The sequence below is a fragment of the endosymbiont GvMRE of Glomus versiforme genome (assembly GCF_003546845.1).
On the sequence record NZ_NWVA01000001.1, the window covers coordinates 285,006 to 300,859 of the forward strand.

At 30.8% G+C, this 15,854-nt stretch carries 16 protein-coding genes; 7 read left to right on the forward strand and 9 right to left on the reverse strand.

Translation table 4 applies throughout. The annotated features are described in order from the left end of the window. Positions 1-4 precede the first annotated feature (4 nt). Genes GvMRE_RS01570 through GvMRE_RS01580 form a run of 3 tightly spaced genes read right to left on the reverse strand, consistent with a single transcriptional unit; the run spans position 5 to position 1,312 of the window. Positions 5-661, reverse strand: coding sequence for an AAA family ATPase (locus tag GvMRE_RS01570; RefSeq protein ID WP_147409540.1), 657 nt, complete (start codon positions 659-661; stop codon positions 5-7). Beyond that, positions 628-1,038: a type II toxin-antitoxin system PemK/MazF family toxin gene (locus GvMRE_RS01575; protein WP_147409541.1), complete on the reverse strand. Its 411-nt coding sequence runs from the start codon at positions 1,036-1,038 to the stop codon at positions 628-630. Before GvMRE_RS01575 ends, GvMRE_RS01570 begins: the two co-directional genes overlap by 34 nt. Next, positions 1,028-1,312, reverse strand: a complete 285-nt coding sequence (locus GvMRE_RS01580) for a hypothetical protein (RefSeq protein WP_147409542.1) — start codon at positions 1,310-1,312, stop codon at positions 1,028-1,030. The genes GvMRE_RS01575 and GvMRE_RS01580 overlap by 11 nt, the downstream gene beginning before the upstream one ends. A gap of 74 nt (positions 1,313-1,386) precedes the next feature. On the opposite strand from GvMRE_RS01580, the gene GvMRE_RS01585 reads away from it, so the two are divergent. Then, the gene (locus GvMRE_RS01585; protein ID WP_147409543.1) at positions 1,387-1,623 is read left to right on the forward strand and encodes a hypothetical protein; all 237 of its coding nucleotides are present in this window, start codon (positions 1,387-1,389) and stop codon (positions 1,621-1,623) included. 82 nt (positions 1,624-1,705) lie between these two features. Here GvMRE_RS01585 and GvMRE_RS01590 read toward each other — a convergent pair whose 3' ends face one another. Beyond that, on the reverse strand, positions 1,706-2,881 hold the full coding sequence (locus GvMRE_RS01590; protein ID WP_147409544.1) for a restriction endonuclease subunit S: 1,176 nt from the start codon (positions 2,879-2,881) through the stop codon (positions 1,706-1,708). 46 nt (positions 2,882-2,927) lie between these two features. Here GvMRE_RS01590 and GvMRE_RS01595 point away from each other — a divergent pair, with 46 nt between their 5' ends. Then, complete coding sequence (locus GvMRE_RS01595) at positions 2,928-4,445, forward strand: N-6 DNA methylase (RefSeq protein ID WP_147409545.1); 1,518 nt, start codon at positions 2,928-2,930, stop codon at positions 4,443-4,445. Between the two features lie 48 nt (positions 4,446-4,493). Here the strand turns inward: GvMRE_RS01595 and GvMRE_RS01600 are convergent, their stop codons facing one another. From GvMRE_RS01600 to GvMRE_RS01615, 4 genes are read right to left on the reverse strand one after another with little or no spacing between them, the layout of a single operon-like run. Beyond that, positions 4,494-5,888: a type I restriction enzyme subunit R domain-containing protein gene (locus GvMRE_RS01600; RefSeq protein WP_147409546.1), complete on the reverse strand. Its 1,395-nt coding sequence runs from the start codon at positions 5,886-5,888 to the stop codon at positions 4,494-4,496. Between the two features lie 23 nt (positions 5,889-5,911). Beyond that, positions 5,912-6,997, reverse strand: a complete 1,086-nt coding sequence (locus tag GvMRE_RS01605) for a DEAD/DEAH box helicase family protein (RefSeq protein WP_172575204.1) — start codon at positions 6,995-6,997, stop codon at positions 5,912-5,914. Beyond that, complete coding sequence (locus tag GvMRE_RS01610) at positions 6,894-7,412, reverse strand: type I restriction endonuclease (protein ID WP_147409548.1); 519 nt, start codon at positions 7,410-7,412, stop codon at positions 6,894-6,896. The genes GvMRE_RS01605 and GvMRE_RS01610 overlap by 104 nt, the downstream gene beginning before the upstream one ends. A 4-nt stretch (positions 7,413-7,416) precedes the next feature. Next, on the reverse strand, positions 7,417-8,247 hold the full coding sequence (locus GvMRE_RS01615) for an OB-fold nucleic acid binding domain-containing protein (RefSeq protein ID WP_147409549.1): 831 nt from the start codon (positions 8,245-8,247) through the stop codon (positions 7,417-7,419). A 185-nt stretch (positions 8,248-8,432) separates the two neighbouring features. On the opposite strand from GvMRE_RS01615, the gene GvMRE_RS01620 reads away from it, so the two are divergent. Continuing rightward, entirely contained in the window at positions 8,433-9,197 is a 765-nt protein-coding gene (locus GvMRE_RS01620) for a hypothetical protein (protein ID WP_147409550.1), read from the forward strand. Positions 9,198-9,243: 46 nt separating this feature from the next. On the opposite strand, the gene GvMRE_RS01625 is transcribed toward GvMRE_RS01620, so the two are convergent. Continuing rightward, a complete protein-coding gene (locus tag GvMRE_RS01625) occupies positions 9,244-10,497 on the reverse strand; it encodes a hypothetical protein (protein ID WP_147409551.1) in 1,254 nt (417 codons plus the stop codon). Between the two features lie 108 nt (positions 10,498-10,605). Between GvMRE_RS01625 and tilS the strand changes: the two genes are divergently transcribed. The 4 genes from tilS to rnc are packed head-to-tail and all read left to right on the forward strand — an operon-like array spanning position 10,606 to position 15,854. Continuing rightward, entirely contained in the window at positions 10,606-11,529 is a 924-nt protein-coding gene (tilS, locus tag GvMRE_RS01630) for a tRNA lysidine(34) synthetase TilS (protein WP_147409552.1), read from the forward strand. Between the two features lie 49 nt (positions 11,530-11,578). Then, positions 11,579-13,558 (forward strand): AAA family ATPase, encoded by a 1,980-nt coding sequence (locus tag GvMRE_RS01635; protein WP_147409553.1) that lies wholly within the window; start codon positions 11,579-11,581, stop codon positions 13,556-13,558. Between the two features lie 20 nt (positions 13,559-13,578). Then, positions 13,579-15,195, forward strand: coding sequence for a YitT family protein (locus tag GvMRE_RS01640; protein WP_147409554.1), 1,617 nt, complete (start codon positions 13,579-13,581; stop codon positions 15,193-15,195). Between the two features lie 8 nt (positions 15,196-15,203). Next, positions 15,204-15,854 (forward strand): ribonuclease III, encoded by a 651-nt coding sequence (rnc, locus tag GvMRE_RS01645; protein WP_147409555.1) that lies wholly within the window; start codon positions 15,204-15,206, stop codon positions 15,852-15,854.

The following is a 15,854-nucleotide window of genomic DNA, read 5'->3' on the forward strand; positions in this document are numbered from 1 at the left end:
ACAGTTAACATTTTTTTAATATCTCTTTAACCAGTTTCTTTACTTGTTCTTGTAGTCTTTTATACTTTACCTCGCCAATACTTAATCCTTGATTCTGGGCTTCTTGGTAAGAAACTTTTTCCTCCAAAGCAATAGGGAAAATATAATATTCTGCGGGAACTAAATAATCACGGGTGGCTTTTTCCATGGCACGAGAACCAACTGCATTTATTACAAAGTTTAATTTACTTTTCGGAATTCCGGCTTTAAATAAGCCATTAAATTCTCTGATAGCCGGATTTAAGTCATCTAAACTAGGACGGACAGGTCGGATAATTAAATTGGCTTGCTTAGCAATGGTTAAACTTTCTTGGCTAATTCTAGCGGGAGCATCTATTATCAAATAATCATAATTTTTCTTTAACAATTCAAGTGGAAAATAAGGAAATGACTGGCAATTGACAGTAGGTTTAATGTTTTGTTGTTTTCTCCTTTCGCTTCATTCTTGGCTAGTTTTTTGCTGGATATCTAAATCTACTAGTAAAATATTTAATTTTTGTTTGGTGAGTTCTACTGCCAAAGCACGGGCAAGGGTAGATTTGCCTCCCCCGCCTTTTTGGGATAAGCAAGCAATTATTTTTGGTGATTTTATACCAGTTCTCTTTTCTTTAAGTATTCCCATATATTACAAGCAGACATTATTTTTTCTTGAATCTCCTCCATTTCCTTTTCGCTGACTTTTCCTAAAAAAGAATTTTCAATAATTCGTCCTAGGCTATAAGTTTTTAATTGGTCTATCATGGCTTTTCCCTTCTTACCTTTAATAATTACTTTCACCTCAAATGGGTAAATTTTGGCTAATTCAGTTTTTTTAGTAGTAGCAGGCACTATGATGCAGCGTTTATTCCATTTATTCAGGCTTTCCACGGAAATCACAATTCCCGGTCGGGTTTTCATGGCTTCGGTGCCTTCGGTTTCTTTCCGACTAATGCGAAACATGTAAACTTCACGAGGATAAACAATGGTAGGTTTAGGGGATTTGTTTACTTTATCAACCATATTTTTTACTTAATTCTTCCTCGTCCTCCTCGTCGGCTTGTTCTCATAAGGCGATTTCTTTTTCTCGCTCTTTATCTTTTAAGGCTTCGCCATAATCAGCAAAAATATTTTCCTTGCTTTTCATTTCAATATATTCGCGTAATTTATCTTTTTTGTCTGGCTTTTCAGCAGTTAAAGGCTCATTATAAATAATTTGGTGTTCGATATGGCTTTTAGCAAGAAAAGTTTTTAATTTGTTTGCTTCGGGGGTTTTGATTATTATTAATTGTTCCATAATATATAGTTTTAACTTGTCTTAAAAAAAGTTAGCAGTTAACCAAGATAACAGTTAACAGTAAAATTATATATATGAACCAAAAAAAAAAATGAGGCACTGCTCCTATCCATGAAACTAGTGAAAATATTCAATCTCTTAATCTTGACAAAAGAACTTTAAAAAAAACTGGACGGGTTCATTTATTTGCTACTCGCATGAAAAAAGAATGAATAGAACAATTAAAATCCATTGCTTACAAAGAAAGATTACACTATAACGAATTATTAGAAAAAGCCCTTAAATGCTATGAAAAGCATAGGGGAAAATAATTGAACTATTTTTTAGCAAAAAATTTTTCTCTTTCGCGTGCACATATTCATTGTGTTTTATGTTTTTACATTAATTTTATTTTTATCCAAAATACTTCAAAAGTAGTAAATCTTTGATTTTCGCCAGTTTACTATTTAAAATAGTAAAAAATATTTTTTGTTTATTGGGGTTGGAAACTCACCAAAGGGGAAAATTAACTAACTCTGAACTTCTAATGAGGGTAAATTGGGTGGCTCCTTTTAGACAAATCTTATTAATTGTTTTTGGTCTAGCACTTAATAAAGCAAAAAAAAGAGTGGCATTTGCTTCTTTGCTATTTCCTAAAAAATTACGAATACTATCTCCTATGGTAAAATTATCGGTTTGGTTTCATACAATTTTATCGTCAATATTAAAATCTACTCTTGAAATTAAAACACTATTGGGTTTAGCATAAGGCAAATTACACTCTTCAACTGCTTTCTTTGTAATGTAATTTGTCGGCAGGGTTTTAGTCAAAAAATATAAATTAGTTAAAACTCCGCTGTTTATTCATTTAATAGTTCCATTCTCGTAATACTCTTTAATTTTAGTTGAGGGAGTTTTCCCTGCTACCAACTTAAACTTATCTTTAATTTTAATTTCACTATCTTTATATTTTAAAAAACGATGCTTCGCTCACTCCAAAGTAACTTTAATAGTTCTTAAAACATTATCATTATAAATTATTTCAGACTGGAAAACTCGTGAATTATAAACTATTTGGAATTTTTGGAGGATTTGATTTTGTTGAGGGAGGGAAGGTAAAGAAACCTCTAATTTAACTAATTCTTGACCTCTAATTTTTAATTGTGCCGTGCCACTTCTTCATTTTCGCATTCTTTTTTTCTCTGCTAAAAGCAAATAATACAAATAATTAGGATAAACTAACTCTAAATTGGGTTCTAAAATATGTGTTCCTCCTCCTCCTTGACAACTTATTCCTTTTATACCTAAATAATAAGGAGAGCATTCTAAATAATTAAATAATATTGAATTTTCCGTGGTTAAGTTCATTTTGTACTCTTTTATTGCCAACGGAGTTATTTTTCTTTCAGTATTTAAAATATTTTTTTGCTTAATATCTTTTCCGGTAAACCAAGGAATACAATCGCATTTTTGGTCTCCGACAATACTTTGTATTTTTTTGTGAAGGCACCAATAACTTTTATTATTCGTAGAAGGCGTAATACCCGACCTAATAGAACAAATTTCACCTAATTTATAAACTTTTTCCATTTTTAAAGTATATTAGAGTTTTTAATTTTCTAAAAATTATATTAATATGAATAATAACGACTATACTTCTTATAACAAAGATTTATTAAAAATGCTTGACGAACACCGAGGAAACATGGGTTGGGATAAGTATAAAGAAATTTGTTTTGATTTGATTTTTTTGTTAGCCGTTAATCGCAAATTTGAAAAGCAAAGGGCCGAACTAGAACCCGAAGACAGAGAAGATTCTGATTATTATGACTTTTGATTAGAAAAGGAAAGCCGTTGAGATTATATTAGCAAAAACGCTAATACTAACAATTTTAATCAAGTTATTTATGATGCTCTTGACAAAATTGAAAATCACAGTTCTGATTATAAAGATTTAACTCACAAAGGAACTTTTATGAGCCAAAATCTAGATTTTCAAAAATTATCTACTATTTTTTTAGACTTTGATAATGCCTTTCGCCAAAAAGAAGAAAAGTTACAATTAGATTATTTAGGTAATACTTATCAATTTTTTCTTCAACATTTTGCTGCTAGTAGTGGAAGAACAGGTGGCGAATTTTACACTCCTGCTTGTGTGGTTAAATTATTAGTTAACATTCTCCAACCTTTTCCTCGTAAAGATTATGAAATAGTAATTTATGACCCATGCTGTGGTAGTGGTGGAATGTTCGTTCAAAGTCAAGAATTTATTAATAAAAATAAAAAAGGCAATGGTAATAATGCTTATCAGCCGCTTTGTTTAGGACAAGAAATTGAAGACAGCACTTGAAAATTAGCACGTATGAATTTACTTATTCACAATTTAAAATTTCTTCTCGGACCACGAGCCGAGGATACTTTTAAAGAGGATTTACACCCTAATAAACAAGCCGACTATATTATTACTAATCCACCTTTCAATATGGCTAATAAACAAATAAAAGAGGATGACCAACGCTGGAAATGAGGAATACCGCCCAAAAATGATGCTAACTTTGCTTGAATAGAACATTGCCTTTATAAGTTAAATAAAAAAGGAGCGGCCACTATTATCATGGCTAATGGAACTTTATCAGGATTAAATAAAAAAGTTGCAGATATTCGTCAAAATCTAGTAGAAAGCAATTTAGTAGAAGCAATAATAACTTTACCTAATAATTTATTTTATACTACGGGCATTGCTCCTTGTGTATGAATTTTGCGAAAGAATAGGGAAATTAAGAATGTGCTAATGATTGATATTTCGCAAGATGATTTTGGAGAAAAAATTAGTAGTAGTCAAAGGGTATTAACTGAAAAGAACATTAAAGAAGTAGCAAATGTTTATCACAAATTTCGGGAAAAACAAGAATTTCCTAAAAATGGATTGTCCGCGAAAGTTGTTTCCCAAGAAGAAATTAAAGAAAATAACTTTATTTTGGTTCCTGCTCGTTATTTATCTCAAAACGAGACTGAACTAACTCCTCAACAAATAGATGAAAAATTACTAGAACTTACTAGCGAGTTAGAAGATTTAATTAATCAACAAGACAATTATCACCAAGAATTAAAAAAACTACTGGCAGAAGTTAAAAAGGAAATCAAAAATAAATAACTAGAAATAATTCTTCTCAAAATTATAGTTGTAACATTTAGTAAATACTTAGTAATTTTTTTCAGCATAATATTCACTCCTAAAATAATTTTCTAAGAGCAAAACTAGTTCCTTTCTTTCCTCTTGAAGCATTTTTTTACCAAAATGCTTTTTATTTTTTTCATCAATTTCTTTACGAGCCTTTTTTATTTCTTCTTCTCGTAAAATTCAATCAGGAATGTTTTTGTTTAATTTAAGAAAATGTTCAATTAATTCATTAATAAAAATTTTGTTTTCTCTTTTATCCAATGGCAGCTTTTCCATTAATTTTTTCCTTAATGGGTAATGGATGTCTTTTTCCAACCTTTGGTTAATTTTTTGATTTTCTTTTTCCAATTCCGCATCTAACTCTTTTAATTTACTATTTAAGTCACGAGAATTTATTTTCTTTTTGTTATGTTCTTCTAGTAATTGAAGAAACTTATCTTCTCATTCTTTTACACTAAATCATCACTTTTGACGACGGTCTAAGTTATTTTTTATTCTGTTTTTTAGAACTCAGCGATAAGCGTCCGGGTATTTTTCAGGATCAATAGACATTATTTCTTTCCTTATTTGGGAAAAATCAAGGCTGTCAAAGTCAGTTTTGCTGATTTTTATTGCTTCTCCACTTGCTCCTTCTACTTTTTTGGCTGCAACAGTATGAGTTTTTTCTTCATTTCTTTCTACTGGCTCACTAGAAACATTAAAAGTAAAATAGCACCCTAATCGAAAACACCAATTAACAAAATCTAAATTTTTTTGTTTATCATTATTTTCATTATCCTTAATATACCATTGGGAACTAAGAGTTAAGCGTAATGACTTGGTTTCTGAAAAAAATCTTATTCTTTCTTCTTCGTTTTTTTTCAAACAATAATTTAAAGTTTCATCAAAAAAAGATTTTTGGTTAATTTGTTGATAATTAAAAAGTAATTGATAAAGTTTTTCTTGCAGGTGAAAGTCAGCAAAAAAGTTTCATAAATTTTCTATTTTTCCGCTATTGATATAATTTTCACTATCTCTATCGCTAAAATATTCAGCTAATACTTTCTGATAAGTCTTTTCATTTCCTACTAAATCAACTATAAATCCTTTGTCCTTGTCAGAATATTTTCGGTTAACTCGCGATATTTTTTGAAAAAAACTGTGTGGAGCATCAATTTGTTGGTCTAAATAAATTCTCTCTAAATTTTCCATATTAAAACCAGTAGTCAACTTATCAACAACTATGACTATATTTAAATCCGATTTAGGGTCTTTAAATTTTTTAATGTTTTCTTTTTCTTTACCAACGGCACTAGTTAATTCGGATGAATGATTACGACCTTGTTTGCTGACAACTAAACAGGATTTACTTTGATAATTAGGGTCTTTTTCTAATTCCTTAAAAAACTTATAAGCAGCATTGACATTATAAGCCATATACATTACTTTCGGCGAACTTTTTACATAATGAATACGAGAAAAATTTTTATAGTCTTTTTTAAAAAATTCGCACATTGCCGCAGTAGAATGTCTTTTTTATTTTTTGTGTTTTTTCTTTTATCAAAAAAAGTTTGCTCTTTTTCGGGAAAATTTTTAGCAAATTCTTCTTCATCTCAATATAATTTTGGCAAGTATTCGTAGGCTTTTTCATAAGTTATAGGCACTACTATTTCATCTTCTAAGGCTTGGTTTACTGAATAAGTGTGAACTATGGGACCGATTTCTTTTTCAGTTTTTCCCTCGATAGGAGTAGCCGTGAAACCTAAAAAAAAGGCGGTGGGGAAAATTCTTCGCATCTCTCGGGCTCAACTTTTTTTATCTTCTGTGTCAGCCACTAGACTTTGCGAACGGTGAGCCTCATCAATAAAAACAAATACTCTCTTAGGATTATTAAATTCAGTTAAATCTGCTAAATCTTGAAATTTTTGAATGAGAACAAAAATTATTTTTCCTTGGTTAGGTTTTGCTAACTGACTTTTTAATTTGCTAATCTTGCTAACGTCTTCTTGAATCAAATCGCCAGACGTGAAAAAAGTTCCTTCATATTCGTAAAAACGCGCATAAATTTGTTGGTCAAGTTCGTTGCGGTCGGTGATTACAATAATGGAACAGTATGGATATTTGTGGCGCAATTGATTAGCCAAAAAAGCCATAGTATCAGATTTTCCACTACCCGTAGTATGATTGTTTATTTCTCCTTTTAAAGAAGAATTTTCAATACGCTTTAAACTTTCTTTTACACAATCATATTGATGATAACGAGCAATTTTTTTCGTTTTCTCCTGATTTTGACTAAAAACTATGTAATTTTGAATAATATCTAAAATAATTTCCGGAGCAAAAAGATTATTTTTTTCAAATTTCCAAGGAGTATAATGAAAAATTTCGCTACTAGTAGTGCCAATTAAAAAATCATAACCATTACTTAAAACATTAAAAGCATTAAGAAGGAAGAGAGACTGTAATTCTGTTTCATAACCCTTTATTTGTTGAAATGCTTCCTCCTTTCAGTTTATTCCTGCTCGGACTTGGTCCTTTGAACTCAAAAACGACCACTGGCAAATAATTAATAAATAAAATCAGGTCAGGCTCTAATAATTTACCATGTCTGGAACGAATATTCAACCAAGGAAAATAAGAAAATTTATTTTTTTGAGGATTATTGAAATCAATAAAATTAACTTGTTTGCTTTCTCCTTGGATATTAATTTTTAGGCCATTACGCAAATAGTTAAAGGCAATTTTGTGGTCTTGACTGTTAAGAAGTTCCTCAATACCTTTCATTATATAACTATCGTTCAAGGAGGGGTTAATTTTCCTAATTTGTTTAAAAAGTTCGCTTTCATAAATAGCCCCATCAGTTTTATCTCGTCCAGTTTGAATACCTTCTAATCGATTTCAATCCCATTCTTGTAATTTTACTAGAAAGTCATTAACTATTTCTTTTTCTTTAAGAACCATATTATTAATCTTTTTTACTTCCAAAATACTTCAAAAGTAGTAAATCTTTGATTTTACTATGTAAATCTTTGATTTTCGCCAGTTTACTATTTAAAATAGTAAAAAATATTTTTTGTTTATTGGGGTTGGAAACTCAATTTATTTTTAAATTCATTAATACTGACCGCTGCAAATGATTAATAATGCTCCCGCTTGCATATTGTTTAAAATCAATTGACCGCAGAGCAAAAAACAACGTAGAGTTTTCGCAAACATCCGTTCCTAAGAGTTGCCAAACATGTGTTCCTAAGAGTTGCCAAACATGTGTTCCTTTGGTTGAGTTTTTCATAACTCAAACTATCTTGGTTGGGTTGAGATCGATATCTGAAATCAGAACATTTTGAGGTTTAGCGGCGGGCAATTTATATTCGTTTTTGGCTCTTTCAGAAACTAGTTTACTAGGCAGAGTATATCCAGTCAGGAAGTAGAGGTTTGTTAGAACGCCGCTGTTAATTCAGGGAAGAGTATTAATTTCATGATATTCCAAATTGCTTACATTAAAAAAATCAATGGTTCTGACTTGTAATTCGCAACTTTGAACTCGTTCAGGAGTTAATATCAAATTACCGCTTACTATTAAACTGCTGCCAAAATTAATCTTGCTTATTTTTTCTGCTAAGTCAGAAGGAAAAACAAGTTGTAAATTTGCTAAGCAAGAGCCATCGTTGAGCGGAATAAAAATTTTTTCTTTACTTTCCCTTACTGATTTTACCCAACCACCAACTTTAATTTTTTCTAATTTACTTAGTTCTTCTCTATTTTTATAAATATCAGATATTTTTATTATTTTTAGCATATGTTTAAGTCTTTTTATATTCTTGGCTAAAAATTTGAACTTTATTTCTTAGAGTTTTTCACAACTGTTCTTTTAGGAAACAAGTGTTTTGGTGCATTATTATGATAAATTTTTAATAAAAAGAAAGAAATAATGACAAACTTATAAATTTTTGTGCTTTTCCTTGAAGAGTAAAAAATATCAATATGAAGTTTAGCAAAATATTCAAAAACAAACTATTTTACTTGATAACTGGCATTATTCTCAATTTCTTGGCTTGCACTTGTTGTTTTTTTTATTACCGAGCAAAACTTTTTGCTTCTCCTTCTCAATTTATCTTTGAATTTTTTACTATTAACTGATGTGTTTGGAATTCAATAATTACTATTATTTATAATTTGAGAGAAATAAAGATAATAAAATCTAACCAACAAAAAAGCCAAGGAAACTTTGATTTAGTAGTTTCAGCAAGCAATTTGGCTACCATTATTATTTTTACTTTAATTTTGGGAAGCAAATTTTTAGAAATAAGACCTAATCTTTTTTGGTGAACTTATATTTTGATTTGGCATTATTTCGCTCCGGCAGTTGCTTTAGTTTACTTTTTAAAATTTGTGGGAATTAAAAAAACTGATTTTAACAATAATGCTAAGAAAATCTTTTCTCCAGTCTTTTTAACTATTACTTCTATTTTAGGAGTCTTTTTTTTGATGAATCTCTTGCGAAGGTTTTCCATTAATCCAGTTTATTTTGAGCCTCCTTATTCTTTCAGAAAGTTTTTTGTTTGGTGGTTTGCTCATTTTGAAAAAGGAGAAATTATTAAATTACTATTCTGAATTACGGTTAGTCTCTTTATTTTTTGGTTGTCTCTTTGCTTATTATTGAGAATCAAAAAAAGACATTTTCCAAAAACAATTTATTCAGTGAAAAGAAAAAATTTTTTTTCCTTGGTTGGCGAAGAAATTAAATAAAAAAATATTCGAGCAAATTTTCTTTTTTGTATTTATTAGCAAAAAATTAACTGGCTAAAATTAGTTGTTCGGTGTGTTCGATTTCTTCAAAACTTTGAAACTCATTAAAAAGACAAAAAGTAAGGAAGTCAACTTCCTTCTGGAGATATTGGTTATTTCCGTTCGGATTTAAACGGCGAGGTAAAAAATTAATAAACTCAATAATTTTTTTAATTTTGTCACTAAATTCTCTTAAAATATCTTCGTGCTCCTGCTTATTTAACTCTTTTTCCAAATATTCTTTTTTAAGAAATTGCGGGGTAATTTGAAGAAATCCATAGTCTCCTAGAATAATCAGTTTTTTGACTTGAGTGGGTATATCAGGCTTACTGCTGGTTATGCTTGCCTCACTCAATAATTTTTGGTAATAGTAAAATTGCTTAAAATCAGTAGCCTGCTTAGCAGTGTTATCAACATTAGTTCAAAAATCATTATATTCGCTAATTCTGCCAAGAATTACAGTACGAATAAATCAAACTAAAACTATTCAGTGAATAAAACTGTTTAATTCGGCAAGTGAATCAAAAATCACTTTGACCAGAGGCACCGAATTAACCAAATTTTTGACTAAATTTCCTAATTTAGAAAAACTGTCCTGGTTGGCTTGTTGATTGATTTGTTGACGAGCAGTTTCAACTCGGTCATAGACGAAGGGCAGTAAGAGAATAACCACAGTAGAACAAATTATTATTTTGCGAACCAAAGGGTCTTGTCAAATCAAAAAGTTCTCTGTTTGCGGCTCATTAAATTTTTTGGCTGAAAACCAAGTATAAAAAGAAATAAAAAGCAAAATTAAAATTAAAGTTTGGGCACTAATAAAACAAAGAGTAAGCACCACACAACTAGCAATTCTTGCTAAACTATTGAGAAAAAATACCCCCCCATTGTGAAGATAAAATTTGTTATTTTCAATATATTTGTCTCGTAATCTTAAACCCAAGTTAATTAAAATAATAATTATATTTAGCAAAATTATTACTCAGATAAAAACTAAAGTGTAAAGTAATAAATTTTGTCGGTCAGTTGTGTTCTCTCCTAAAAAAAATTTGTGTAGACTCTGATCTTTACTTCTAGTTAATGTTTGGTAAACTTTTCCAAAAATATCTTGAGAAATAAATTCCTTATTGCCAAAAAAGCCTCCACAAAGAGCCAAACTAACTCCTAGAATGGTTCAGCCTAAAACTTTTCACGCCAATTGAGAAAAAAAGGAACGAATAATTATTTTGTTACGTAAACGGGTCTTTTTTTTTAGCGAAAACATATTACGATTTTTGTCATGCATTAGAATTATTATAAAAATATTTTAACACTTTTGTACTAAAAAAACCAACAAATTTAATAGGTAATAACTACCAGTGAACCAATTTTTATGTTCAATGAAAAAATTCTCAGTAAAAAAACCACTTACATTTTAGGAATTTCAGGGGGACCAGATAGTATGTTTTTACTAGATAAAATGCGTTGTTTAGGATTTAATTTTGTCGTTGCTCATGTTAATTATCACAAAAGAGTAGAAAGCAATCAAGATGAGGAATTAGTAAAAAAATATTGCCAAAAATGAAATTTGCCTTTTTTTGTTTGTCAAGTTCAGTCCCAAGAATATTTACGAGTAAAAAACTTTCAAACTTGGGCCCGAAAAAAACGCTATGATTTTTTTCAACAATTAGCACGGCAAAAGCAAACTAAATATATTGTTGTTGCTCATCACCTTGACGACCATTTAGAAACTTATTGATTCCAAAAAGAAAGAAAAACACTAGTCGAGCATTGAGGATTAGCACCAAAAACCTGTTGGCAAAATAAAAAAAAGAACATTTACATTTTACGCCCGTTGCTCCACTTCAACAAAGAACAAATTTACCAATATTTACACCAAAATAATATTCCTTATATTCTTGATGAAACTAATTATTTGCCAATTTATCAACGCAATATTATTCGTCAAAAGTTAACTCATTTTCTCCCAAAAAAAGAATTATTAAAAGAAATCAAACTAAAAAATCAAGAATTACGAAAAACTAAACTACTTTTGAAAAGACAGATTAAGGAAGTTATTGTTGATTCATCTTTAAATTTGGAAACTTGGCAAGCCCATTCTTCTGAATTGAAACTGAGATTGCTTTACTACTGGGTAAATAAAAGTACGAATAATGCTTTTGTTAGTCAAAAAAAGCAGATTTGACCAGAAATTAGCAAGCAATTAACCAGCAAAAAAAGAAAAATCATTATTATTCTTAGCAAAGATTACCAAATTAGCAAGCTTTTTCCTTGGGCAATCTTAAAAAAAAGTTAAGTTTCAGCAAATAACAGTTTAAATTTTATTATAGCAATTCCAACTTAAAATGAACGAAGAAGAATCCCTAAAAATCAAAAAAAAGCAAAAATTTTCCCTTTGAGCCTGATTTAAAAATAATCCTTTTTACCTTACGGTCATTTTCTTTATTTTACTCTTTTTTTTATTGAGTTGATTATGACAAGACAAGCGGAAATTTTTTCGTTTAGTGAAAAAAGAGGACAAAATACTAATCACTGGCTTGGAAGAAAAGGATTATCGAAATATTGATTTTGACGAGAAAATTATTTATACCCATAAAAATCTTGGCGGTTATGAATATTCCTTAAAAGTCAAAAATGAAAGTTGATGAGACAAAATTCGGGGAACTAATTATTACGCTTTGAGCGAAATCAAACCTGAAGAAATTGACCAAGCGTGAGAAGCAGATCCAAAAAAAATTGAAATTGACCGAAAAGGAAAAGAATCGTTAACTAGATTAGTTATTCCGGAAACTAATAATTGACTCCATCCAAATAAAAAATTTCTTCCTGACCTGTTGGGAAAAGTGGCAATGACTCTTTTAGTTATTTTAATAGTTGACTTTATTTTAGGCGGACAATTAATCAGTAAATTTTCTTCTTTTTCGGGTTCTCGTCGTAGAAGGATGGATGTAACTGACGATTCAGGAGTTAGATTTAAGGACATTGGCGGTTTGGACGAAGCCAAAGAAGAATTACAAGAAATTATTACTTATTTTCGTAATCCTTCGGTCTTTTGAAAGCGAGGAGCCCAAGTCCCTAAGGGTATCCTCTTAGTGGGACCACCGGGGAACGGAAAAACACTTTTAGCCAAAGCTTTAGCGGGAGAATGTAAATTACCTTTTATTTATCGTTCTGCTCCGGAGTTCGAAAAAGGAATTATCGGTTGAGGAGCAGCTGATGTCCGTAATACTTTTGCTCTGGCTCGAAAATACTCCCAAGAAAGAGGTGGTTGCTTTATCTTTGTTGACGAAATTGACGCCATTGCTGGTAAACGTCACCAATCAATTCATTCCCACCACGAAACTTTGAATCAATTGCTTAATGAGTTAGATGGCTTTTCTCCTCGAGAAAATGTAATTTTCTTGGCCGCCACTAACTCTTTAAATGTTATTGACCCAGCCCTTTTACGACCTGGTCGCTTTGATCGGCAAATTTATATTTCTTTTCCTAATTACAAAGCTCGCCAAGAAATTATTAATTTGTATGCTAGAAAAAAACAATTTACTGGTGATGTGGACTGAAAAGAGATAGCCTCAATGACCAGAGGAATGAGCAGTGCCCAAATTATGAATATGTTTAATGAAGCCACGATTTTAACGGTTCGTTATCACCAAAAAGCCATCAGTCAGGCCATTCTTTTAGAAGCCTTTGACCGCGTTTTAATGGGACCTGCCTTAAAAAGTCAAATTCTAACTCCGGAAACTAAAAAATTAGTTGCTTACCATGAAGCCGGACACGCCATCGTGGGCTTAACTCTTCCAGAACTAGTGGTTCGCAAAATCACTATTATTCCCCGCTGAACCGCCGGTGGTTATACTTGGGTTGACTTACGAGGTAAAGAAGACGACACCTTAGTCAATAAGCGGGAAATCTTGGCTCAAATTATGTCTCTTTTAGGCGGCCGAATTAGTGAAGAATTAGTTTTTGGCACTAGTTATGTTACTACTGGCAATTACTCTGATTACAAAAGAGTTTCGGAGTTGACCCGAGACTTGATTTTGCGTTATAGCATGTCTGATTTAGGAATAATTGCTACTCAAAATTCCCCACTTTTCGGAGAGGAAAGTTTAAGTGAATTGTCAGAAATGGCTCGGCAAAAATTTGAAAATGAACGGTGAAAAATTCTGAGTGAATGCCAGCAAAAAGTTCGCCAGATTTTACAAGAAAAAAAAAAAGCCCTTGATTTATTAGCCCAAGCCTTAATCGCCAAAAATACTCTTCACCGAGAGGAAATTTATTATATTTTCATTAATGAAAGGCTTTCCGAACAAGTATTGTTAGAATAAATTAAACAAATTGGAGAAAAATGAAAAAAAAGAAAAAAGTAGAAGTTCCTGTTGAAGATTTACCTAAAAAAAAAGATTACCAAGTTTGAAAAAGATACGGAGAAATAATTCGTTCTTTACACCGCGACACTAAAAAAAAAAAAGTTAGGCAGCGAGAAAAAGTTCGTGGCTTTTTGGTAAAACTTGGGGTGGTTTTTTTTGCAGCATTTTTCACTACCATAGCGTTTACTCTCTTATTGAAACCAAACGGCATTTATAATAGTGGTTTGAATGGCCTTTTGCAAGCAATTTTTAATTTCTTGTCAGGATATAGCGAAGGAGTTCGTGCTAATAACACTCTTTTTCTTTTTGGCACTGCTTTTTTGATTAATTTATTAATTATTGCTGTTTTGCGACGTTTCTTTGAGGGAAAATTAGAAATGTTATCCACGGCTCTTGTTTATTCTTTAGCCCAACTATTTTGGAGTCGAATATTTGACAAACTTAATTTAAGCAGTTTTGTGTTCAACAATTTTTCTCCTGAAGGTTGGGGATTTGGTCGGGAACAATTAGGATTTACCTTACCTTTTTATGTTACTATTGCTCTTTTAGCAGCTTTAATTCACACTTATGGTTATAGTTTAATCTTTAAGGCTCGGGCTACTCCGGGCGGTCTAGAAATTATTACTGCTCACCTTTCCAGCAAAAAAAAAACCAAAGTTTCGCTTAGTGTTCTTTTTAAATTCTTTGGTTTTTTAGTTATTTTCTTGATTACTGTCATTAGTTTTCATTGAATAGACAATAATCCAAGAGTAAAAAAAGCCGAATTAAAAACTTATCTTTGAGAGAAAAATAAGGCTGCCGAACAAAAATTTCTCAATGAAAAAGAAGATTTAGATCAAGTTCTTAAAAAATGAAAAGAAAATTACCAAAACAAGAATGATTTAGAAAAAAATACTTCCGAACTAGAAGAGGAGATCTATCAAGAAAAAGACTCTGAAATCAAACAAAAAAAAGAAAAACAAATTTACCAAAATCGGCAGAAAATTCTTGCTCTCCAAAAAGAAAACACTCCGCTTACTACTTTCTTAAAACTTAAAATAGGCAGTGAATACATAGAAGACTATCCTGAGGAAGAAGTTAAAATGCATCTAATGAGTAGAGAGGAGTTAAAAAGCACCTTAGAAAAGGAAATTGCCAAAAGAGAGAAAGAAGCAGCCTTATCAGAAAATAAAAAAGTAAAAAAATACTTAATCCACCTCAAAAAACGCCAAGAAAGAAACGAAAAAGAAATTTATGAAAAAACCCCAATAGGATACTTTAAAGGATATGTAAAATACGTGACGAATAATGAAAAACTTTGGGCCACTTTGGTTTACATCTTTCTCTCAGCCTTTTTGATTAGTCAAATGTTTCCTAAAGATATCAAAGTGATTTTAAACGTGCAAACCAATTCTCGCGACAAATTAGACAAAATCCTCGCTTTATTAAAAGAATTCAAACCAGTTTATTATGTTAGTCATCTTTACGAGCAAAAAACAAATGAAGAAAAAATTATTTATATAGTTAGTTGTTCTCTAACTAAGTGAGGATATTACTTGCTCCAACAAGATTTACGAGATCTCAAAGTAGTCTTTTTCATTAGCGAAGTTAACTAAAAATCTGTATGGAAAAAAAAGATTGAGGAAATTTTAAACCTCTTTTTCAACAAGCTTTTACCCACAGTTCTTTTGTTAATGAAAACAAAGAAAAAAAAATTTCTGACTACGAAACTTTGGAATTTTTGGGAGATAGCATTTTGGGTATGTATGTTTGTCTTTATATTTACCAAAATTATCCTCATTATTCCGAAGGAGAGATGAGCAAATTAAAGCAGTTTATGGTTCAAGAAAGCACATTAGCTCAGTTAAGTAAGGAAATTGGTTTGAATAAATATCTTAAATTGGGAAAGGGAACCAAAGAAAATAGTAGTATCTTAGCGGATGTATTTGAGTCTTTTACTGCCGCTCTTTACTTAGAAAAAGGAGCCAAAACTGTTGAATTATTTTTAACTTCAACTCTTTTCACCTGAATTAAAGGTAAAGAAAACCAGGTGTGAGACTATAAAACCCAACTGCAAGAAATTTGTCAAGCCAATAAATACCATTTAGAATACACAGTAGTTAAATGAAGGGAAAAAAAAGAAAATCTATTTACTGTGGAAGCACGTTTAGGAAAAATTTGTGTCCAAGGAAAAGGAAAAAGCATAAAAGATGCTGAACAGGAAGCCGCCCGCCACGCTTTGGAAAAAATAGATGATTTAAAAGCCTCTAATTAA